A 22,383-nucleotide genomic window follows, 5' to 3' on the forward strand; every position below is an offset into this window, starting at 1 on the left:
TAGTTGGAGGAATGAGTGATCGTTTTGGGATGCCATTTTGTGTTTACGATCAGTATGTTTTCGCATTTTTCCCATACCCGACTTTGTACGCCGTCTCTTCCTAACCGCTACGCACCTCGCCCGCGACGAGCACCCTTGTGGCATCGTCAGCGAAAGGCGCTATCAGTATCTCCAATTTCTATTTCACACTAAGATCATTAGGCTTTCTTAAACATTGCCGTCTGTCAGACTTCTCCAGTTTGTAAGACATTGAGTCTGGCCACGCGCGGAAGTAGATCAAAAATTGAAGACAAACTAGATGTTGAGGGAGCCGGATAACCAGTTGTTCAGTTTGGAACAACCCAGAACTGTGCCGGTGCGAATGCACCTCTTGGCGGCTGAGAAATGACCTCGGCGACAGCTTCATGTAATTCGTAGGCATAGTGGCGGTTCAGGGTCCTGCCTGGCAGGTAGAGAGCGAACCTAGACACTGATGGTTGCAGTCCACTGCTCAGCTGCTGAAAGTGGACAGTCCTCCATCAACGAATTCCGCTACGCTTTCAGTGTAATCGTCCCGAGATTGCAAGAGCATAGCTTCAGCTGTTCCTCTTCGAGTTCATGTGGTGCGTTGGCTTTGTACCTATTTTGGAGTCGATCTGCTTCAGTAGGAGAGTTTCGAAGTTTACGTAGTTCCAAAATTAACATTCCGGCATTACCGGCTCGCGTTTGATGCGGTGGGATTACAGCTTTTCCAGAGTCGCTCTCAAACCGTGGCCGCTGTAAAAAGCTCGATTCTTCAAGCTAGTAACCCCATGTCCAACCGCCGGTCTTTTCTGGGTCATACACAATTTGCCCTGAGCTGTAGGGCGCATCAAGCATCAGCATGCCGCGGACCTCATCGCCGGCCCCTACCGCGATATCTATCGCATTATCTACCTCGCAAGAATAAGAAGCAACCGTGTCCAACTGATAATTTGGCTTTCGGTTTTCACCAGCAGAGACACCGAAAGTCGAGGCATCCAGTGGCATCAGAGCAATTTCTTCGTCCACTGCTTTGGCGGCCGAGGCCGCGAGGCTGGCGCTGATGTCAACCAAGAGGAATCTTCCATTCTCCGGTTTGATCTTGTCCCCAAAGCCACGCAAGGTGCACGAGTCCAGAACCTTGACACTGTGCACGGTGATTTCAAATGAAGGTTTTTTCTGACCGTCCACGGTCAGTTTGCCTGCCTCGCCCAGTGACTTAATCACCTGGGATTGGGCATCGACATAAACTCTTTCTCCGGATTCAGCATCAATTTTTGCGACGTCGGCCAGCTGGCTTTTGGTCGTCTTCGTGGTGCTCTCTGCCTGGGCTTGCAGGGAGTTGGTCAGCGCCAACCCACCAGCGCCAAGCGTGAATGCAAGTACCGTGGCGCCTGTAAGCAATTTGGTCTTTTTCATTGTGGGTTCCTCACCTAAGAGCGCTTCAGGAAGTCGCCGGAAACTATGTAACGACCAGATCTTTTGACCACTTTCTCCGAGAAGGGTGTGGTCTTGTAGGTCCATGACTGCGACCCGTCGGTCATCCTCACCTTTTGACGGGTGTACATGACTCGTCCCTGATATTTGAGCTGACTTTCATACCGGTCCAACTTTTTCAGCATGGATGGCCCAGCTTGATCTGAATACTGGAATTGTTCAGTCGCCACGCTCCGCGAGCCATTGGTGAGAAATGTCCAGTTACGATTCCACAGTTGGTAAAGAGATGTTTTGGATATGCGCTGGTTCATTTCCTTTTGTTGAAATCCGCCCATCACGTTGTAGGCCGATTGTCCCGTGCGTAAGGTTCCGTAGACCGCAACCGAATGCGGCCCGAAGATCCGAAGGTTGTCTTTTTCCTTGACATAGCCGGACTTAGATCCAGACTTTATTTTGACCCAGCCTCCGTCCGCTTTAGCTTGAACGGTGACTTTGATTCCCTTTTTTACGCTCCCTGCCCACCCGGCCTTGGCAGACGGTTGCTTGAGCATGGTCAGGTTTCTGGTAGCGAAGCGGCCGTAGTCGGTCACGTTGACTGTGGGCGGGATGAGCCCTTCTGGTTTTGTCCGGTTGGTGACATCGGTCCACACCCATTTTCCGTTCACCCGGATTTCGTCACGACGGTTTTTCGAATCCCACGTTGCCCATTGCACTTTGGCCCCGGCCTTGATGGTTCCAACCTTCTTCGCACCCGACTTACTGGCTTGGTCGTAGAGGTTACCGTTTTTCTGCGCAAATCGGTACTCGGTTTTAGGCGCCTTCCGATTGGTTGAGTTGGCCCAGACCCAACGCCCGTTCAATAGGACTTCGTCCCGACGATTTGCCGAATCCCACGTTCCCCAGCGGACTTTTGTCCCCCGGCGAATAGTGCCGGCTTGTTTTGCCTTTTTCTTCTCTGCCGAGTTATATACCCCGCCAGTGTGCTGAGCGTAGCGATATTGGCTGCTAACACTTTTGCGGTTGGTGGTATTCGCCCAAACCCAGGAACCGTTGACTAGAATTTCATCCCGACGGTTCGCGGAGTCCCAGCGGCGATATTCGTAACGCTCACCGTGGTGGATACGACCAACTTCCCGGGACTTACTGGCATCGAAATGCGAATAGATGGGGCCGCTCTTTTGCACATAGCGATAGGACTTCGCTGGTTGCTGAGTAGCTAGCTGATTGGTCTTAACCCAGCCATGGTAATAGCCGGTCTTGATATGTGCTGCGCTTCCACTGATTTCTAAGAGTTGGACTTGTGTGCGAAGGTTGACCGCACCAATACGACGGCTCAGTGATGAGCTGGAGTACATGGACGCGTAGCCACGCATAAATCTCTTGGACTCGTCCTTGGTGTAAGTTCGCGTTCTCAGGTATTCAGTGGCAGACCAGCCAGTCTTGGATCCCCATTTGAGTTGGCTCCAGTTACCTTGTTTGGTTCCGGTCGGCTTCACCAGGGTCCCCTTGGGCATCACGCCAAGCGATGAGGCATTCGATTTGGGGCTTTGACGTAGCTGAAGATTCACCGTAGTCGTGGTTTCGGTGACCTTCTTCAGGTACTTCGACGGTGGTGCATCTTCTGCCCCGTACCCAGTCTTTCGAACCGCATGCAGGGCCGCAGGTTCGACCGCGTGCCCCAACGGCATTATTGCGACAGGCGCTACCAAAGCAAGAAAACCCACGGTAGCAATAATCCGTTGACGAAGAGTTACTCGCGTGCGCATCAGACAGGAATCTCCAGCCAAAATCTATGAGGGAGCCAAAATATTGGCTAGCGATTGCAGACAGAGAACCGCCATAAAATTGAGCATAGATAGTTACGCAGTGACCGGCAAGCTTTTTATCAATTATTTATATTTTGTTCATTTTTGCACCATAAATTAATTAGTCTTCGGTAAGGACTCCGTGTACTGACCGGGATTTACGATGAAGCAAATAGCTTGCTGTCATCCAGTGCTTCTTTGAGTCGGCTGTCTAACGGCTTGGCTAGGTCACGGGACATAGTGCTTGAAATGTGCGAGTGGTCCCAATATGCCACCACCCCACCGATCACGCCGTAACAAGTGTCTTCACGGCAGAATTTGTCATTCATACTGACCGAGACGATTTTAGGATCATCTAGGGCTTTGACAGCATCGAACTGTGGATCCAGAGGAATCCATTCCTCTGCCGGGCCACTGCACTTTGACAGTTCCTGCTCATGTTCGGCAACGCAGTCCGGAAGATTATCCATGGTGCTTCCGGGGAACGGGGTGTCCTTGATGACCGCTACTTGAGCACCAGTATTTTTCCAGTCACTCAGGGTCTTCTCAAACGCTTGTTGCGCCGGTGCTTCGGATGCGGCAAAGCCCTTGCCTTCAATTGCTAAGGACTGGCGACTGGAAGAGATCACCAAATCATAATCATTCTTATCGATCTGCTCGGTAGTCCAATCCGAGTATTCAGCGCAGGCGTCGACAGAGGCCTTCTCGTCATAGGCCTGGCGTTCACCCATCACCGCACAACGGCTGATCAAATAGGTGTCCAGTTTCCAACCGCGATCCTCGGCGATTGCTTTCACCGCTGGCACCCACTGACCGGCGTGCGAGTTACCCACCATCGCAACTTTGACCTTTCCATTGTCTTTGCCGTAGCTGCAGACCGGACGCTTTGCGTAGTTGTCACCTTGCTCTGAAAAACAGTCATCCGCGTAAACACCTGGTTTGTCGTCTTTGGCCACGATAGGTGCCGGGGCTAGCTGTTTGTAGCCCTCTGGGATTCCCTGTTCTTCAACACAACGGTCCGAGAGCCCATTGGAGCCGAAGCAGTCCGTTCCAACTTGAGCATTAACGCGTTTGACCGAAGCAGTCACATCCTTTGACTCCTCCATGATGTTCCCACTCATAGTGTAGAAAGCACCGGCAGCCAGCGCTAAGGTGGCAGAGCCAGCAAGCAAGAATCTAGGGGCAGTCAAAAGCTTTGAGACCTCAATGAATTTACGGAAACGGACCTCAACTAATTTTTGAGTCAGTACCGAGAGAACCAAGGTCAGTGCCAATGCTCCAATTTGCGCAGTTACCCCGAATTCGGCGACCGTATAAGGGGCCAGAATGAGAATCGGCCAGTGCCACAGGTAGATTGCGTAAGAATTGTCGCCTAAGAAGCGCATCACGCGGTTTTCAAGCAAGATTCCCGGTGAGTACTTGTGAGTGGAGTGCGAGAGGAGTATCAACGCGGTACCCAAGACCGGGACCAAGGCAATGTATCCGGGGAACGGCATTTCACCAACAAACACCAACGCACTGAAAATGAGCGCGGCTAACCCGATCCAGGCTCCTGCCAGACTCGTTAGATCTTTCTTCGCCGCATAGGCACGTTGCCCCAACGCAGCCACCAAGGCACCCGCTGCGAATTCCCACGCACGGGTGAAGGCGGAGAAGTAGGCGGCTCCAGCATCGGTGGCCGTGGCGTAGATGGAGAACCCTAAGGACAAGGCGAAGATTGCACCCATCCCGATGAGGGCTGCGTTGCGACGCTTCCAACCAAAACGTATCGCCGCAAACAGTAATGCACCGATGAGAATCGGCCAGATAAGGTAAAACTGTTCTTCCACCGATAGTGACCAAAAGTGTTGGAAAGGACTTGGCGCATCTGCTTCGGCCAGATAATCAACTTTGGAAGTTGAGAGGTACCAGTTCTGGAAGTAGAAAGTGGCGGCAATGGCTTGGAAACCCCAGTCTTGCCACAAGGTGATGGGTGCCAGTAACCAGACTCCGAGGAGACCGGCCAGAATGACTAAGAAGGACGCTGGAAGTAATCGTTTAACACGGCGCATCCAAAACTGCGCCACGTCTCGAATGTTCTGTGGTGGACGCTTGAGCAGGTGTGTGGTGATCAGGAATCCCGAGATCACAAAAAAGACGTCAACACCGATAAAGCCACCGGGCAATGCCTTGGGCCAGAAATGGTAAATCACCACTACGCCTACGGCAATAGCACGTAATCCCTGAATGTCGCCACGAAAAACCGTCGGCTTGGATTTACGCGCGGTGGTGCCAGTTTCGGCCTGCTGCAAGCTCACGTGTGGCGGGATCCTTTGTCCGGGGAAAGATATCACGAGACAAGAGCAACGTTGCCGGTGCGGCTAGTTACCACTTGCCAACATAGGTAAAGCCTCGCGGTTAACGAGGCTCTACTTCATGTCTAGTGATTCAATCTGAACAATAACTGAAAACTCCCACAACATTTCCAGTATGGACAACAGGTCGGTCCGCTTCTCAAGTGGTCCGAACGTCGAATTATCCGTGAGTCTTCGCGGATAACTCCCAAAAATGACTGGTTGAACTGTGATTGAATTCTCAGTGTTTTAGGATGCGCGCCTGCTGTCCCGTACGCCGAGGCGCTGCTTGAGGAGTGAGAATTTCAGCTAATAAGACCACGTCCAACCGCCAGTCTTTTCGGGATCATAGACAACTTGGCCCGAATCGAAGGGCGAATCGAGCATGAGTTGTCCGTGCACGGTATCGCCGGCACCTACGGCGATATCCAGTGCGTTCGGCACCTCGCAAGAGTAGGAGGCAATAGTATCCAGTTGGTAACTAACATTCTTGTTCTCCCCCGCGGATACTCCGAAGGCCGAAGCATCTAAAGGCATCAACGCAACATCAGCATCCACGGCATCCGCTGCCGAAGCGGCCAGGGTAGCGCTGACGTCTAACAATAAGAATGACCCGTTCTCAGGTTTGATAGTTTCCCCGAAACCACGCAGTGTGCAGCTTTTGAGTACCTGCACTTTGTTAATAGTGATTTTGAATGAAGGTTCTTTTTGACCTTCTACGGTGAGTTTCCCTGCCTCGCCAAGTTCTTTCACCACTTGTGATTCCGAGTCTACGTATACTTTCATTCCGGTTTGCGGGTCGGCCGCAGCCACACCGGCTACCTGGCCCTCCTGAGTTTCTACAGCTTGGGCCGCAGGGGTTTCGTTGTGTTGATTTACCAGCACCGCAGAGGTGACGGTGCCCGCGATTACTATGACGGCGGTAGCCGTTCCGATCAGTCGCTTTTTCTGGTTCATGGTGGGGTCCTTCCCCTTTGGTCTCCTCGAAGACGATTTGAAGAGAGTTAAGAACGTTGGAGGAAATCACCGGAGGAAATATACCGGCCGGAATTCTTCACGACTTTCTCAGATTCGCTGGTGGTCTTATATGTCCACGACTCAGACCCATCAGTCATGCGGACTTTTTGCCTGGTGTACATAGGCTTACCGTTGTATTTCAACTGGCTTTCGTAGACATCAAGCTTTTGAAGCATGTTTGATCCACGAGTATCCGAATATTGGAACTGTTCGTTGACCACGGTTCCCCCACCGTTAGTGAGGAAAGTCCAGTTAGGATTCCACAACTGATACAAAGAGGAACTAGCAAAACGTTGATTCATAATCTTCTGCTGGAAACCTGCCATCAGGTTGTAGGCTGACTGTCCAGTGCGCAGGGTGCCGTATACGGCTACTGAATAGGGGCCATCACGGCGTAAATCGTAGGACTCATTGACGTAGCCGGTGTAATTGCCGTACTTAACTCGGACCCATCCACCATCAGCCTTACCGGTGATGGTGACCTTGTCTCCCTTTTTCAAGGTGACCAGAATACTGTCATATGGATCGCTGCGCGGGGTTTTACGTAAGGGAGCATTCTTTGCAGCAAAACGGCCATAAGGAGATACCGAGATGGTCTCGGGAATCGTTCCAGCGGGCTTAGTACGGTCAGTAACACCGGTCCAAACCCAACGACCGTTTAGCAAAATCTCGTCACGGCGATTTGCCGAACTCCACGCACCCCAGCGCACCTTAGTACCACGGGTAATGGTGCCAACTTTAGTATCACTGGATTTGTCTGCACGGTTGTAGGTGCTACCGGTTTCTTGGGCATAACGGTATTCCCGGGCAACATATGGCTTTTGGGTTACGGGGCTCCACACCCACCGGCCGCCAACCAGAATCTCATCGCGTCGATTGGCCGAATCCCAGCGCCGGTATTCATACTTTTCCGAGTGGTGGATGCGTCCAACAACTTTGGAATTGGACTTGTCCTGGTGGGAGTAGACTGAACTGCTCTTGGCCACATAACGGTAAGCCTTAGCGGGGCGCGCCTTAGTGACCTTGGAGGAAGGCACCCAGCCGTAGTAATACGCGGTCTTGATCTGCGACCACGAGCCACTGACATTGAGCAGGCTCACCTGGGTGCGGAAGTTCACGCCGCCCACCGCGCGATTAAAGTTGGGTTCGGCGAAGATCTGAGTAAAAGAGGTCATGTACCTGACCGATAAGTCTTTGGTGTAAGTCCGCGTTTCCAGAAATTGACTCGCTGCCCATCCAGTTTTGGAACCCCAGGTGAGTTGGCTCCAACTGCCACTCTTCTTTCCAGTCAGCTTCACCACGGTTCCCTTGGTCATGACGCCATAGGATGTGGAACTGGTGGAAGCCTTAGCGCGAAGATTGAGATTTGCGGTGGTTCGCGTCTCGGTCACTTTGGTGATGTATTTGGATGGCGGTGCGTTCTCGTCGTCGTAGGTGCCGGTGGCGACCAGTAGGTTTTTGCCTTCCACTGCTGCGTGGGCCAGCGGCTGCGTGATGACCGGAGCGCTAAGGCCGAATGTCAGTAAAGCGCATAAGGTCACCCACGCGGTCACAGAATTGTAGGATTTTGGTTTTGAAGGTTCCATGGGATATTCCTTTGATCCCCGCGCCATTGCGGGAGCTCATTTTCTCCGGGCGTCAGCTGCCTGCAAAGTGACCCGGTGTGGAGCCTTTGATCATAGGCTCATCTATCCATTAGTACAACACTTATATGTTTAACTAGTTTATGGACAGGCTGGTTTCAGTTAAGCCAAAAGGCATCCGTGTCTGACGCCGGTTAAAGCGCCAGACACGGATGCCTAGTGAGAACCTCGAAGGATTAGCCTTCGAGTAGTGCGTCTACGAATGCTTCAGGATCAAACGGTGCAAGATCATCTGGACCTTCGCCTAGACCAACAAGCTTCACCGGTACACCCAGCTGACGCTGGATGGCCACGACAATACCGCCCTTGGCGGTGCCATCTAGTTTGGTGAGCACGATGCCCGACACGTTGACTACCTCGGAGAACACCTTGGCCTGAGCCAAGCCGTTCTGGCCGGTAGTCGCGTCCAAGACCAACAGGACTTCATCAATGGCTGCCTTCTTCTCAACAACACGCTTGATCTTGCCCAGCTCATCCATCAGGCCGACCTTGTTCTGCAAACGTCCGGCGGTGTCGATCATGACAATGTCGACTTCCTGATCAATACCAGCAGATACAGCTTCAAAAGCTACCGAGGCTGGGTCTGCGCCATCAATGTGAGAACGCACGGTTGGAACACCAACGCGGTCTCCCCAGGTTGCCAGCTGTTCAGCCGCTGCCGCGCGGAAGGTGTCAGCTGCACCGAGCAGCACGTCCTTGTCTTCAGCAACGAGCACACGGGCCAGTTTGCCGATGGTGGTCGTCTTACCGACACCATTAACACCAACCACCATGATGATGCTTGGACGGCCCGGGTGTGGTTCAGGCAGGTAGCTACGGTCCAGAGTTGGATCCACAAGCTTCAACAGCTCTTCGCGGAGCATTGCCTTCACCTTGAGCGGGTCCCGGCTACCTTCAATTTTCACGCGTTCACGCAGTGCGTCAACGAGTTCAAGGGCAGGCTCGGTACCGAGATCCGCCAACAGCAGCGTCTCTTCGATTTCTTCCCAGACATCCTCATCAATTGAGTCTTGGCTGAGCAGGGCCAGTAGGCCCTTGGAGAACATGTTGTTCGACTTGGTCAGGCGAGCGCGCAGACGGGCAAGGCGACCCTGGACTGGCTCTGGAACATCCAGTGCCGGTGCGGCGGGGGCCGCTGGCTCTACCGGAGGTTCTTCGGTCAGTACCGTGCCGTCTGGGGACTGCCCAGCAGCTGGGGTCTCACTCGTTTCGGTACCTGCGGCGCTAGATGGCGAATCATCTGCGTCGCGCTCGGAGGTGTACGGAGTCTTGGGCTTACGCCCCTTGGCCACAAACGCGATGACAGCAATGGCCACCACGGCAATGACCGCGACAATGATAATGGTAAGTAATAGCGATTCGGTCACGAGTGAAATTCTCTCATAGTCTGCTCTGGCCAATACTGTGAGGCACCCTTCGAGTCCTCGGTCACCTGTTAAAGACGAGTACGCCTAGAGAGCATAGACTTGCGTTGGCGTTCATGCCAGTAGATTTGCAGTTCTAGAGAAAGGTCCTTCCTTACCGTAATTCAGGGGTAGGGAAACGGTCATCATGCAGCGTCAACGTTCGTCTAAGTCACGCCCTCCTATCCCACGCGAAATAGCAATTCTTTTGGTTGCAGCTTTCATCATTGCTCTCGGTTTTGGGCTGATTGCACCGATCCTTCCGCAATATGCAGTGAGTTTTGATGTTGGTGCCGCGGCGGCCAGCGTGATTGTCTCTATCTTTGCCTTTACTCGGCTCATCTTTGCCCCGGTGGCAGGAATCCTGGTGGGGAAACTAGGCGAACCGCGCATCTACGTCACCGGAGTACTGCTGGTGGCGGTCTCCACACTGTTATGTGCCGTGGTTCAGGACTACACACAGCTGCTCATTGCCCGTGGACTGGGTGGCTTTGGTTCCACCATGTTTACAATCTCTGCGATGGCGCTCATTGCCCGGCTGGCACCTAATGAATCACGCGGCCGCATCTCTGGCATGTATGCCGGCTCTTTCCTTTTGGGCAACGTCATTGGCCCGGTGCTTGGCAGCCTGCTGGCTCCCTTTGGCATGCGCATCCCATTCGTCATTTACGGTACCGCGTTAGTCATCGCGGCCGCGGTGGTCTATTTTGCTTTGGGACGACGGCGCGACTTGGATAAGGATCCAACGAAGTCCGGTGCAATGTCAGCGGTAGAAGTAGTGACCACTCGTGAGGCACTGAGCTCGCCGGCTTACCGTGCGGCGTTGGCCTCCGGTTTCAGCTACGGCTGGTTGGCCTTTGGTATCCGCACCAGCATGATCCCACTGTTTGCTCTTGCGGTCTTCGGTGAAGACCTCGGCCCGAAAGTCGCCGGCATCTCGTTGGCAATCTTCGCCGTGGGCAATGGCATCGCGCTGACATTCTCTGGAAAACTCACCGATTCGATTGGGCGCAAGATCCCTATCTTGGTGGGCATGGTGGTCCTTCTGGGTTCCATTGTGGCCATGGGTTACTTCACTTCGTTGACCGGGTTTATCTTCTTCTCAATTCTGGCTGGTTTTGGTGGCGGCATCTTGGGCCCTGCACAGCAGGCTGCGGTGGCAGACGTCATTGGTTCAGGACGTAATGGTGGCAAGGCATTGGCCGGCTTCCAGATGTTTACAGATCTTGGAGCAATTATCGGCCCACTAATAGCCGGAGTGATGGCAGATGCCATCAGCTACCAGGTGGCGTTGAGTGCTTCGGGTGCGGTCTGTTTGATTGGTGTGGTCGCTTGGCTCCTGGTACCAAAAACGATTCGTCCCGTCGCAGTAGAGCCTGAGCCGACGGTCCAAGGCAAATAACCGTTGGATCTCGTCTCCTTTCGACCACCAACGAGACTTTCCTGACTGGCCTTTATATACTGTGAGGAATCACCGATCACACTCGCAATTCTTCACAGGAGATTTTATGCCTGAAAACCGCTTTGCAGGCAGACGCCTGCTCGCGTTATCGCTCGGGGCCGCGCTGGTCCTGCCGCTGGCTGCAACCGCTCCAGCAGTAGCATCACCCACCAAGGAAACAGCTCCTAGCGTTTCAAGCTCCGCTACAGCGAGTCCGTCTCCAGCTGAGTCCAGCAAACCGGAAGCACCGCAGACTCCTGAACCAGCGAGCACGCCAAGTGTTGCCAGTTCAGCAGCAAAGGCTATTGAACAAGGACTAACTCAAAAGACGGATCTCTCGGCCAAGGAAAGAATTTCCTTGGCCGCTTTGGCGCTAGATGCTTTAGACAAAGATTTCATTGACGCCACCATGGGCCAAGGCCAAAAGCGCATCGATGAGTCTGGAGATCCAGCTGCTCCGACACTTGCCGAACTTGCTACTCTCGCACAAGAAGTAGCCACTGACACAGAGCAGAATCTGGATCTTGCAGTACCAGGCTCACTTGAAGATCTCCGCACCTGGCGTCCACCGGGAACTTTGGGCATCGACGTTTCCCACCATCAAGGGACCATCGATTGGAAACAGGCTTATAACAACGGTGCACGTTTTGGCTACATCAAGGCCACGCAGTCGTGGCCTACGTCCTTGTTCAAAGATTCACAGTTCAACACAAACTACGCCGCTTCGGGTTCTGCGGGCGTAATTCGCGGTGCCTACCACTTTGCAATGCCCGCGCACTCCAGTGGAGCTACCCAAGCTAAGGAATTCCTCGCTAATGGTGGCGGGTGGACCGCGGATGGCAAGACCATGCCACCACTGCTAGATATCGAGTGGAATCCATATAAAGCGAAAGATTACCCTCAGGGTAAAGGCGATATCTGCTACGGTCTGAGCCCGGCACAGATGGTGACCTGGATCAAGAGCTTCGGCAATACCATCAAGGCCAGCACCGGCCGCTTGCCAATGATCTATACCGCTCAGTCATGGTGGGATCAGTGCACCGGTGATTCCGAGGCCTTCAAGTACTGGCCGCTGCATGTTTCGGTCTTCCCTACTTCGGATACCTCGACCAAGAATCCGCGCGAGCTTCCCGAAGGCTGGAAGACCTTTAACGTCTGGCAGTACGCGTCAAACTCAAACCTTATTGGTAATGCAAAGAATGTCGATGCCAATGTTTGGAACGGCAATCTGACGTCGCTGAAGGATTTCGCCAAGAATACCCGCAGCACCCCATACAAGATGGTGACCTCTTATTTGGGCGACATGGACGTCTGGCCAACCCGGTTAGATCCCGTACGCCTATATGGAAACCGCTGGTTTGATACTCCTGTAGCAATTTCCAAGCGCACATTTCCTTCCACTGCTTCCACCGTGGTGATCACCTCGGGTGAACGCTTCCCCGACGCTCTGGCAGGTTCCCCTCTCGCGGCTTTGAAGAACGCACCGCTGTTACTGACGCAGAAGAACGAACTACCTGCTTCGGTGGCAACAGAACTCAAACGCCTCAAACCCAAGAACATCATTATTCTCGGTGGCCCCATTGCCATCAGTGAATCCACCGTCAAGACGATTAAAACCTACGGCCCGGTGACCAGGGTATGGGGTAATGATCTCTACGACACCAGCGCATTGATTTCTAAGAAATGGCAAACCTCTAATCAGGTATTTTTGGCGACCGGTGAACGTTTTGAAGACGCGATGTCTTTGGCAGCAGTGGCTTCCGGGCGTGAAGCTCCGATGTTGCTGACTAAAAAGGCCTCCGTGCCAGCAGCAACTATTCGTGAGTTGAAGCGTTTGAAGCCAACGCGGGTTTATATGGCCGGTGGCCCACTGACTATCTCAGCTAATACTGAACGCCAGGTACGTGCCGCCGTTCCCAATGCAAAGATCATCCGCTTTGAAGGTGCTACTCGTTACGACACCAGCGCCCTGATTGCAAAGACTTTCTGGACCAAGGGTTCGCAACGTCAGTTCGTTGCTACCGCAGATGATTTCCGTGATGGTCTGACCGGCGCTGTAATCGCTTCTTACAACGATGCACCATTGTTGCTGACGAAGAAGGATTGCATGCCTTCCTCCGTGGCCGGTGCCATGCGTTCCATGAAGGGCTGGACCAATATCCTGCTCGGTGGACCGAAGGTCTTGGATGAGACCGTGGCCTATAAAACGAATGGCCAGCAGAATATCTGCTGACCATGCTTAGCTAAGTACTTTTGGAAGGCTCGGAGGGTTAGTCTCTCCGAGCTTTTCGCGTATCTACACTCAGATATCCATAGGCGGTGCGGTAAGCACGCACTCCCCCGTGTACAACTTCAGCCGTATGCTCTGAGACTCCAATTCTGCGCAGATCCTTCACGGAGTAGCGCACGCGTGCATTACCCAGACGCGCAATCTTATCAATCAAGTCTGACAAAGCGAACGTCGCCACATAGGTATGTGGATCGTTACCGGCGACAAGCTCGGCCTCGACGAATTCGGCCGATTTCCGATCTTCAAAATATAAGACGCTCGGCACCACAGCGCCTGCTGGTGAGGCGATAACCAGCTCCAGCGTGGAATTTGTGGCGGAAATACTCTGGACCACGGGATTCGCAGCAGCTTCTATTTCCGCACTTGCCAGACGTTCTAAGCCCGCCACGTCCCCATTGATGATCAGCTCCACTTTTATGAGCCGAGTTGGGTTGAAGACGCTTTGGGGTTCGGTACCGATGAACTCGTTGAGGAACTCACCGTGGTGCTCTACCCATGCCTGGCGGGCCTCCGGCTCGTAACGCATGAACCGGCGACCTTCATAGAAGGACAAAGCTTTCCGGGAAAAGAGTCCAGCTAGGAGACGGCGGGTGTATTCGGCGTCTTTGCCGGTATGAGCGCTGACTGTTTGGGCGATATGCCGCAGCGAGCCGACATAGCCAGCCGGGTCGATTAGTCCCACACTAATATTTTGTCCGTCAGAGCGCAGACGGATTTCGTAGTAATCGTAATCGGCAAGAATACTGATGCGTTCTGCAGCCACATAAGCCTGAACCATGGCCATGCCATCTTCGAGACGCACTTTATCTTCGCGGAATCTGATGTTGTGCTTTTCCATGAGTTCACGGCGAATCATCTTCTGCGGAGAAAGTGATTCCAGCGCTAATTCCAACGAGATTTCCGGACGAGTTTTGGAGAAAAATCCGGCCTGTACCCGACGTCCGCCAATTCCCACCATACGTGGAATAAGGATATCCAGATCGTGTTTAGCTGCGTAGGACGTCATGCGCCTCAGGGCTTCGGTTCCCAACCGATCATCGGCATCACAGAAGAAGACGTATTTACCCCGAGCAGCATCCATGCCCACGTTGCGAGGTTTACCGGGCCATCCGCTGTTCGCCTGATGAATGATGGTGAAGTTTGAATTGCGTTTGGCATACGTATCAAGAATCTCGTTGCCGTAGTCGGTGGAGCCGTCATTGACTGCAATGACTTCAAATCTATCGGCTGCCAGATCCTGAGTTTCCAACGAGTTCAGCAACTCGGTGAGGTAAGGCATGGAGTTATATACGGGGATAATCACGCTGACCAAAGGGGCCAAGTCGCCTTTCGAGTCCGCGACCGCCGATTGCAGTTTCTCGGGGACTGGCGAAACAACATTTTTGTCCCGCTTAAGATTCTTAAAAAACGCCATATTAACCCGCATTATCACTTGTCACGAAGCTGAACTTGATAGTCCATGACAAGTATATCCAGAGCCTACGAGTAGTTGCTAAACAGGTTCCGGTCGCGCCAATTTCTGGCTAATAACGGTCGAAACTCCGTCGCCGCGCATGGTCACGCCATACAGCGCATCTGCAACTTCCATGGTCTTCTTCTGATGGGTGATGACAATCAGCTGAGACGCTTCACGAAGCTCTTCAAAGATCGTGATGAGTCGGCCCAAATTCACATCATCGAGTGCCGCTTCGACCTCGTCCATCACGTAGAACGGCGAGGGGCGCGCCTTGAAGATAGCAACCAGCAATGCTACGGCCGTCAAAGAACGTTCACCGCCAGAGAGCAATGAAAGTCGTTTGATCCGTTTCCCTGCAGGACGAGCTTCGACCTCAATGCCGGTAGTCAACATATTCTCCGGATCAGTGAGGACAAGCTGTCCTTCTCCCCCAGGGAAAAGACGCTCAAAGATTCGTTTGAACTGCACAGCGGTGTCGTTGTAAGCCTCGGTGAAAACCCGCTCCACGTGAGCGTCTACATCCTTGATGATCTGTTGCAGGTCATTACGCGACTTCTTCAGGTCCTCCAGCTGTCCGCTGAGGAATTTGTGGCGTTCTTCTAAAGCAGCAAATTCTTCCAGCGCCAACGGGTTGACCTTGCCAAGTGCCGCTAAGTCCCGCTCCGCTTTCTTCAGACGCTTCTCTTGCTCAGCTCGGTCAAAGGGCTTGGTACCGATGAGGTTGCCCTCGTCATCAACATTCTGATGAAGTTCTGCCCACTTATCTTCTGGATCAACATCCTCAGGAATCAGTTGATCCGGACCAAAGTGTGCAATCAAATGATCTGGAGTGAATCCAAGATCTTCTAAGGACTTCGTTTCTAGAGTTTCAATACGAAGCCTCAACTCAGCACGAGCCATCTCGTCACGGTGCACCGCGTCAGATAGGCGAGCAAGTTCTGCGGTGAGTTGTTCTGCCTGGGTACGTTGGCTCGATAGTAGCCGGTCCAGCTCACCCTGCTTGCCGGTGAGCGTCTCTCGTTCCTTTGCCGCGATATCTACGGATATTTCAATGAAACGCAAGACCCGTTCGGCTGCCTGCTCGACACGTTGCGCGTTAACAGCCTGAGCCCGGCGATCTTCCGCCCTCCGCGCTGCGACCTCGCGGTGGGAACGTTCTGCTGCTGCGGTTCTGCGTAGGCCCTCAACACGGGAACGCAGACCGCTAACACGCTCCTCACTACTACGCAGTGCCAACCTGGCCTCCAGCTCACGCTGTCGGGCCGCCGAGGCAGCGTCTGCCAAGGCCGCACGTCCGGCATCATCTATGGAGTCTTCATCTTGGTCCTCGGAGGCCAGTTCCATGCGCTCGGTGATTTCTTCAAGAGATTCCTGTTCAATCTCAAGTTTTTCTCCGGTCGTTTGTATCCGCTGGGCCAACGCTTCTTTGTCGGCGCGCGCGGTACGTAGCTTGTGCCCAAGTTTTGCTAAGTATGTGGAGATCTCGTCGATGGTGGCATCTGACTCTGCTAGCGCTCCTTGCGCATCCTCAAAGGCGAGCTGGGCTTGTGAGAGCAATGGTGCACGTTCGGCTAACTGGGCCTCGCATTCACTAAGTTCATTGCATGCAGTAGTTAGTTCCGCCGCGGTTTGTTCCACTAGTGCTTGTTGGGCAATGAGCGAAGCCCCGGCAGAATCTCCTACAGAACTACGTAGGGCTGAGACCGTGGCACCATCCAAGGTGGTGATTTGTGCTTTGGGATGTGCCTCTAGTAGTTCACTGGCTTCGTCTAGGTGTTGTACTACGTAGTGATTAGCAAAGATCACATCAAGTAGAGCATTCAGCATTGGGTCTGCGGAGACAACTTCGCGCGCAGATATTCCAACAACTGAGTTCGTGAGGCCGCGGGAGCTCTCTACGGACGCGTGAACAAAACTAGCATGAGTCGAATGATCATTTGCCAGTGATTTTAAGAGCTGCAACGCAGATGCTTGGTCGCGTGCAACCAGGGCTTCGGCTGATTCTCGGAGAATTGCCGAGATCGCTTGTTCATAGCCAGCGGAAACCGAAATAAGTTCGCCTAGCCGACCCAAAATTGCTTCGGGAGCCTGAGAGATGATCTGTTCAGATTGATCATCTCGTTTGGTGTTGAGTTGCAGTGCATCGAGGCGTGCATTGAGCCCAGATATTTGGACCGAAAGTTCTCTTTCGCGAGCCGAAGTTTCAGACTGAGCTTTTGAGAGGAGCACATAGTCTGACTCTGCCCGTTCAAATTCCTCATTGAGCGTGGACTCTGTGGCCAACTTCTGTTCAAGCTCTGCAGAGAGCTCGGCATGTGATCTTGCATCAGCCTCTAAGTCCGCATCAAAGGAACGCAGCCCGTCTTGTAAGCGTGCAATTTCTGCGTGTGTCACATCAACTCGGCTTCGCGCCGAGGCCACCTGTGAGGCAAGACGCGACATGCCCTCACGTCGGTCAGCGGCTGCGCGCAGCATGGCTGCCATTCGCTGCTGTTCCGCGCGGGCTTGTTCTTCGGCATGCTCCTTGGCTTCGATAGCCTCCGCGAGAATCTCATGGCGGTCCTCTACCGACTCTTCAAGCTCTGCGAGTTCTTCGGTTAGGCGTTCAGCCTGCGCTTCGAGTCGGTCAGGGTCACGGCTGGAATCAAAGTGGGTCTGATTTCCTTCGAGAAGCTTTCCGCGTTCCCTGGCTAGGGCCGCCAGAGAACGGAAACGCTCTCCCTGCGTAGTCAGCGAGACCCAAGTTTCGTTGATCAAGCTAAGCCGGGGCGTGAGTAGCTCAATTTCTTCACTCAGCTTGCTTACGTGTGTTTTCACATGTTCAAGGCGCTGAGTGGTTTCCTGTTGACGGGCCTGGATTTTGGTCTCATCATCAATATCCTGGGCAAGCTTATTATTCAGAGAAACAAGATCGTCAGCCAAAAGCCTAGCTTTTGCATCGCGTACGTCCAGTTGTACGCTCTGCGCACGACGGGCAATCTTTGCTTGTCGCCCTAAGGGTGCTAATTGCCTGCGTACTTCCGAGCTCAAGTCTTCAAGACGGTCTAGATTGCCTTGCATACCTTGAAGCTTACGTAGTGTCTTTTCTTTACGCCGGCGGTGTTTGAGTACGCCGGCGGCTTCTTCGATAAACCCACGGCGGTCTTCAGCGGTGGCATGTAAAATTTTGTCGAGCTGGCCTTGACCGACAATGACATGCATTTCTCGGCCCAGTCCGGAGTCTGAGAGTAATTCCTGGATATCAAGCAGTCTGCACGACGAGCCATTGATAGCGTATTCGGATCCACCGGCACGGAACAATGTTCTAGAGATTGTCACTTCGGCATAGTCGATAGGAAGCTTTCCATCAGCATTATCGATGGTCAACGAAACATGGGCGCGGCCTAGCGGAGCACGGCCAGAGGTACCAGCAAAAATGACATCTTCCATTTTGCCGCCACGAAGGGTCTTAGCTCCCTGCTCCCCCATAACCCAGGCGAGCGCATCCACGACATTAGATTTGCCTGAACCGTTAGGTCCTACAACGGCAGTGACGCCCGGCTCAAACTCAAACGTGGTCGCTGAAGCAAAAGACTTGAATCCGCGAACGGTGAGAGTCTTCAGATGCACGGCGTAAAATTCCTATGTTTGGTCTAGTGTCGATATGGTTGACTAGGGAAAGCTATCCAATTCCTGCTCGTAATTCTAGCGAAGCGATGCCACGATTGGGTGATTCCCGCTCGCAATCACGAGAACGAATAATGAGGGATTGGTCTAACCATGAGTGTTTTAGCCCAGATTGAACAATGGCCGGTAGATAACGCGGTATCTGTAGTCATCAATGGGGACGGCGCGATAGTGGCCGAGCATGGAGATACCACGCGTGTTTACCCTCTGGCCTCAGTTACCAAACTGTTGAGCACGTACGCCTTCCTTATCGCTCTTGAAGAAGAAGCAATCACGTTAGAGGATCCAGCGGGTCCTGAAGGTTCAACGGTCCACCATCTACTTGCGCATACGGCCGGATATGACTTTGACTCGACAACTATCCGTTTCGCGGTAGGAACTAAACGAGGATATTCAAACACCGGTTTTGAAGTTCTAGCCGAACATCTTGAAAAAGAAACCGGAATGAGCTTCTCGGAGTATGCGCAAGAAGCCGTATTCACTCCTCTAGGTATGAGTAACACGGAGATTGCCGGTAGCTGCGCCAAAGACGGGCGATCAAACGCTTCGGACCTTGCGTTGTTTGCTGCTGAACTACTCAACCCCACGCTAATAGCGGCAGAAACCATGCATGATGCCACCCGCGTGCATTTCGAAAATCTTGCGGGGATCTTACCTGGTTATGGGCGCCAAAACCCGAATGATTGGGGTCTAGGATTTGAGATCAGGTCAACAAAAAATCCTCATTGGACTGGTCAGAACCACCCATCAAGCACCTTTGGACACTTCGGACAGTCCGGCACCTTCCTATGGGTTGACCCGGAACATCGTCTTGCCTGCGTGACGCTCACTGATCGAAAATTCAGTAAATGGTCTTTAGCTATCTGGCCGGATTACAACAAATCAATTTTAACAGACTATTCCTAGCGCGAATTACATTAGTCAACATTTAGTATTATATTTAATCACAATACAATTATTCTATAACGGAATAACATAAGTCAGGGAAAACTCCATGAAACCTAGCAATTATCGCCAGTGGAAAGTCCTACATTATTGGTGGGACAACATTGAGGACTTCTCAAATCGTTGGAAAGGTCTATCAGGTATTCATTCCGTAATTTTCCCGGGATCGCCCCGTCCTATAGATATCTACGTGAATGAGCATGTGCATAATGCCGAGCAAAAAGCGATTACGACGTTTTTCAGTGGAGCGATCTCAAGCCGCGGAAATAAACAGGGCCCCTTCTTTTCCGGTATTAAATTGAGTTCCCAGAATAATTTACCCATGATCAGCATCGCGGATTCGAGTTTGGATGATGATCCAGAACTGAGTCTGGCATGGTACACCGGCGGAGCTCATGATAACTTCGAAGCTAATCTCACCACTATGCTCAACGCGATAGCGGACTCATTGAAAACTGAGTTAATTCTAGTTGGCGGTTCCGGTGGTGGATATGCTTCATTGAACTACGCTAAACGCTTGGCAAAGCCGGCGACTGTTGTAGTTTGGAATCCACAAACGGATATTTATAGCTACTACGAGCGTTTCGTCAAAGCATACTTGAAAAGTCGATTTAATTTTGCGCATTCAACGCTTGCCCAAGATAACTGGAAGCAGTATTGCAGACCACGAACGGATAAATTAGTAAGCACAAACGTTCTCGTGCCTGAGACAATCAATTCGATCCGGCGCTTGGTTTACTTACAGAATAAAACCGACTGGCATCTTCAAAAACATCTATCACCACTGTGGTCCAAAATATCAAAGCATCCCATTGAGCCAGGGGTGCATGCATATACCGATCAGCATATTTTCGCGGTGCAAGATTTTGCAGAAGGTCACAACCCTCCAGACTCAAACCTAATAGCCTCGATTTTGCTTCAACTTTCAAATACAGACATGAAAGCAATCGATGTTCAACTCGATCTGGCACCAAATTCTGGTTCACAATACTAACTTATTCGCAAAGTTGCCCTCCACAAACGAATTAGGATTTCACCGTTTTTATCCATAACTAAAGGATCGTCGAATGACCAATACCATGTTAGTAGCACCCGTAATAGTTAGCACTCCAGCGCGCAAAAACGACCTCGAATCCGCAGCTAAAGTAATGAGCGATGAGCCGCCAGTCAGACGGGGGAATAGGGAATTCTGGCTCGACGGAAGCGTCGTAATTTCAGGAATTGCTGCACTTAGAACAGCAGATCTCGAAATCTGTATTCCGCGTTCCGCCGCAGAGTGGAAAATTCAGCAAATTGCAGATTGGTGGGCAATAAATGCTAAAAATCCTGGTGCACTTTATATCCACGACAATAGTGAAGGGTGGAGCGCCTGTTTACCTGATCCTTTGGGTGGTGCGCTTGCCTTTACATTACAACGAGATGGGCACGTTTTTGTAAGCACAAGTACAACCGCGCTCGTCACCAAAGCAGCAGACCACGGAATCAAAGTCTCAAAAGACCCATTGTTTCAAATTGAACGGTTGCTACTGGGAAACGGTGGCCTCGTAAATAACAGTTTTGAGAATGTTCATAGCATTGAACCCTTTCAGTATGTATACATTTCTGATAACCAAGCGCAAAACCGTGCATATAAGTCAACGCATAGTCTAATGGCGCTCACAAACTTCGAATTGTTTCAGATGCTTCGAAACGAAGTGCTAAGTACCATTTCGGCATTAGTCAATTCTAACTCCGATCAAGTGATCTCACATTTAACCGGTGGATTCGATTCGCGTATCGTATTGTCTGCGATATTGCATCTCGGTGTTGAAGATCGCACACTACTTTTCTGTTCCGGCCCGGAGGGCTCGACAGATCGTGTCATTGCCGATGGCTTATCTCGACAGTTCGGCTTACGTCGAACGTTGGGCGCAGGCCTGACCCCTGCGCCCACGACCAACATGTCAGAGCGATTAATGGGACCACTATTTGCAAGTGGCGGTATCACCAATACTGGACCGTTAGGCAGAGAAGTTTCAGCGAATGTTGTAGCAATGGGGGGTGGATACGGTGAAGTGCTACGTACTTTTTATGGCAATCGCGAAATAACCTCAGAAGGTAGCCTAAGTGACGAACTAATACTTAAGCGTTATCTTCCTTTCGATTCGCAAGCGAATAAGCATATTTCTCCAGCGGCGATTAGCACTCTCGGTTCTAAGCTAATCCAAAACTTTCGACGCATAAACACGATTTACGACGACCCCGAGTTTCTCGGGGATGCATACTATACTCACACCAGAAATCGCTACCATATTGGTCAATCCTCGCTTTTGTGGAGCAGAATTGGTTCTAGGTTCGATCCACTATATTCGCTCGCCGGTTTTGAACTCTCTCGTCGCGCTACCCAAAGTACAAGGGCAGCGAACGAAATTGGACATGATCTCATGGAGTCTTTTTCATCCAAACTTCTAGAATTTCCATTTGACTACGAGCGCTTCAGTGACGAACTTCTAAAACGGCGCAAAAAACCGGTTCAAGCATCTTGGCCAAGCACCTCCAGAAAAATTTCGTTTGAAGAATCTATTCAGCCGAAGACCGTAAGTGAAAGCAAATTTCTGAACGCTCTTTCCGGTCTCGATATCCCACAACCACAGCACACAACTGCGCAACGTCAAGCCATGACGGCTCAGGCCAACAAGCAAGGTGTAAATTTTTGGCAAATCATGTATAAAACCACAGGTCAAGAGCTTCTTAGAAAGGCATTCGAGACTTCGCCATCAAGTCCAGTGTATGAATACATTGATCCAAATTATATTAAGTCAATTGCAAGCAAGCCGAGCCTCAACAAGAGAGAGCTTAGAGACCTCTACTCACTTGGAAGTATTATTACCTGGTGCAGTCTCGGGTAGTCGTTCATAATGGATTCTAAAAATTGATGTGTCTCGTATAATAAACAAAAATTAGTTTA

13 protein-coding genes and 1 pseudogene are annotated in these 22,383 nt (G+C 51.9%); 5 read left to right on the forward strand and 9 right to left on the reverse strand.

What is annotated here, in order from left to right; translation table 11 throughout:
- Positions 1–780 precede the first annotated feature (780 nt).
- The 7 genes and pseudogenes from CQ011_RS03275 to ftsY all read right to left on the reverse strand — a co-directional run bounded on the left by CQ011_RS03275 (position 781) and on the right by ftsY (position 9,602).
- A complete protein-coding gene (locus tag CQ011_RS03275) occupies positions 781–1,419 on the reverse strand; it encodes a hypothetical protein (protein ID WP_105674570.1) in 639 nt (212 codons plus the stop codon).
- A gap of 14 nt (positions 1,420–1,433) precedes the next feature.
- A complete protein-coding gene (locus CQ011_RS03280; protein WP_219844175.1) occupies positions 1,434–2,810 on the reverse strand; it encodes a gamma-glutamylcyclotransferase in 1,377 nt (458 codons plus the stop codon).
- A gap of 51 nt (positions 2,811–2,861) precedes the next feature.
- Positions 2,862–3,203, reverse strand: a pseudogene (locus tag CQ011_RS18130) (SH3 domain-containing protein); the annotation flags it as partial.
- 197 nt (positions 3,204–3,400) lie between these two features.
- A complete protein-coding gene (locus tag CQ011_RS03285) occupies positions 3,401–5,539 on the reverse strand; it encodes an acyltransferase family protein (RefSeq protein ID WP_181147968.1) in 2,139 nt (712 codons plus the stop codon).
- A 345-nt stretch (positions 5,540–5,884) separates the two neighbouring features.
- A complete protein-coding gene (locus tag CQ011_RS03290; protein WP_105674576.1) occupies positions 5,885–6,532 on the reverse strand; it encodes a hypothetical protein in 648 nt (215 codons plus the stop codon).
- Between the two features lie 47 nt (positions 6,533–6,579).
- On the reverse strand, positions 6,580–8,178 hold the full coding sequence (locus CQ011_RS03295; RefSeq protein ID WP_181147969.1) for an SH3 domain-containing protein: 1,599 nt from the start codon (positions 8,176–8,178) through the stop codon (positions 6,580–6,582).
- A 233-nt stretch (positions 8,179–8,411) separates the two neighbouring features.
- Complete coding sequence (gene ftsY, locus CQ011_RS03300; RefSeq protein WP_105674580.1) at positions 8,412–9,602, reverse strand: signal recognition particle-docking protein FtsY; 1,191 nt, start codon at positions 9,600–9,602, stop codon at positions 8,412–8,414.
- A gap of 184 nt (positions 9,603–9,786) precedes the next feature.
- On the opposite strand from ftsY, the gene CQ011_RS03305 reads away from it, so the two are divergent.
- Positions 9,787–11,040 carry an MFS transporter gene (locus CQ011_RS03305; RefSeq protein ID WP_105674581.1) on the forward strand — a complete coding sequence of 418 codons (1,254 nt, stop codon included), beginning with the start codon at positions 9,787–9,789 and terminating at the stop codon, positions 11,038–11,040.
- 106 nt (positions 11,041–11,146) lie between these two features.
- A complete protein-coding gene (locus tag CQ011_RS03310) occupies positions 11,147–13,312 on the forward strand; it encodes a cell wall-binding repeat-containing protein (protein ID WP_105674583.1) in 2,166 nt (721 codons plus the stop codon).
- A 37-nt stretch (positions 13,313–13,349) separates the two neighbouring features.
- On the opposite strand, the gene CQ011_RS03315 is transcribed toward CQ011_RS03310, so the two are convergent.
- Together CQ011_RS03315 and smc are read right to left on the reverse strand one after the other, a co-directional pair.
- Positions 13,350–14,690: a glycosyltransferase gene (locus CQ011_RS03315; RefSeq protein ID WP_219844176.1), complete on the reverse strand. Its 1,341-nt coding sequence runs from the start codon at positions 14,688–14,690 to the stop codon at positions 13,350–13,352.
- Between the two features lie 171 nt (positions 14,691–14,861).
- Positions 14,862–18,434 (reverse strand): chromosome segregation protein SMC, encoded by a 3,573-nt coding sequence (gene smc / locus CQ011_RS03320; RefSeq protein ID WP_105674586.1) that lies wholly within the window; start codon positions 18,432–18,434, stop codon positions 14,862–14,864.
- Between the two features lie 150 nt (positions 18,435–18,584).
- Between smc and CQ011_RS03325 the strand changes: the two genes are divergently transcribed.
- From CQ011_RS03325 to CQ011_RS03335, 3 genes are all read left to right on the forward strand, one after another.
- Positions 18,585–19,397: a serine hydrolase domain-containing protein gene (locus CQ011_RS03325; RefSeq protein WP_105674588.1), complete on the forward strand. Its 813-nt coding sequence runs from the start codon at positions 18,585–18,587 to the stop codon at positions 19,395–19,397.
- A gap of 88 nt (positions 19,398–19,485) precedes the next feature.
- Positions 19,486–20,430, forward strand: a complete 945-nt coding sequence (locus CQ011_RS03330) for a hypothetical protein (protein ID WP_146112548.1) — start codon at positions 19,486–19,488, stop codon at positions 20,428–20,430.
- A gap of 73 nt (positions 20,431–20,503) precedes the next feature.
- Positions 20,504–22,324 carry a hypothetical protein gene (locus tag CQ011_RS03335; protein WP_105674592.1) on the forward strand — a complete coding sequence of 607 codons (1,821 nt, stop codon included), beginning with the start codon at positions 20,504–20,506 and terminating at the stop codon, positions 22,322–22,324.
- Positions 22,325–22,383 lie beyond the last annotated feature (59 nt).

The sequence above is a fragment of the Arthrobacter sp. MYb213 genome (assembly GCF_002979915.1).
In the GTDB taxonomy this organism is placed as follows: Bacteria; Actinomycetota; Actinomycetes; order Actinomycetales; family Micrococcaceae; genus Glutamicibacter.

Bases quoted from the DNA above. Each gene is read 5' to 3' on its own strand.
- CQ011_RS03275 (WP_105674570.1), bottom strand. From the start codon at position 1,419: ATGAAAAAGACCAAATTGCTTACAGGCGCCACGGTACTTGCATTCACG.
- CQ011_RS03280 (WP_219844175.1), bottom strand. From the start codon at position 2,810: ATGCGTGGCTACGCGTCCATGTACTCCAGCTCATCACTGAGCCGTCGT.
- CQ011_RS03290 (WP_105674576.1), bottom strand. From the start codon at position 6,532: ATGAACCAGAAAAAGCGACTGATCGGAACGGCTACCGCCGTCATAGTA.
- CQ011_RS03295 (WP_181147969.1), bottom strand. From the start codon at position 8,178: ATGGAACCTTCAAAACCAAAATCCTACAATTCTGTGACCGCGTGGGTG.
- CQ011_RS03305 (WP_105674581.1), top strand. From the start codon at position 9,787: ATGCAGCGTCAACGTTCGTCTAAGTCACGCCCTCCTATCCCACGCGAA.
- CQ011_RS03310 (WP_105674583.1), top strand. From the start codon at position 11,147: ATGCCTGAAAACCGCTTTGCAGGCAGACGCCTGCTCGCGTTATCGCTC.
- CQ011_RS03325 (WP_105674588.1), top strand. From the start codon at position 18,585: ATGAGTGTTTTAGCCCAGATTGAACAATGGCCGGTAGATAACGCGGTA.
- CQ011_RS03330 (WP_146112548.1), top strand. From the start codon at position 19,486: ATGAAACCTAGCAATTATCGCCAGTGGAAAGTCCTACATTATTGGTGG.
- CQ011_RS03335 (WP_105674592.1), top strand. From the start codon at position 20,504: ATGACCAATACCATGTTAGTAGCACCCGTAATAGTTAGCACTCCAGCG.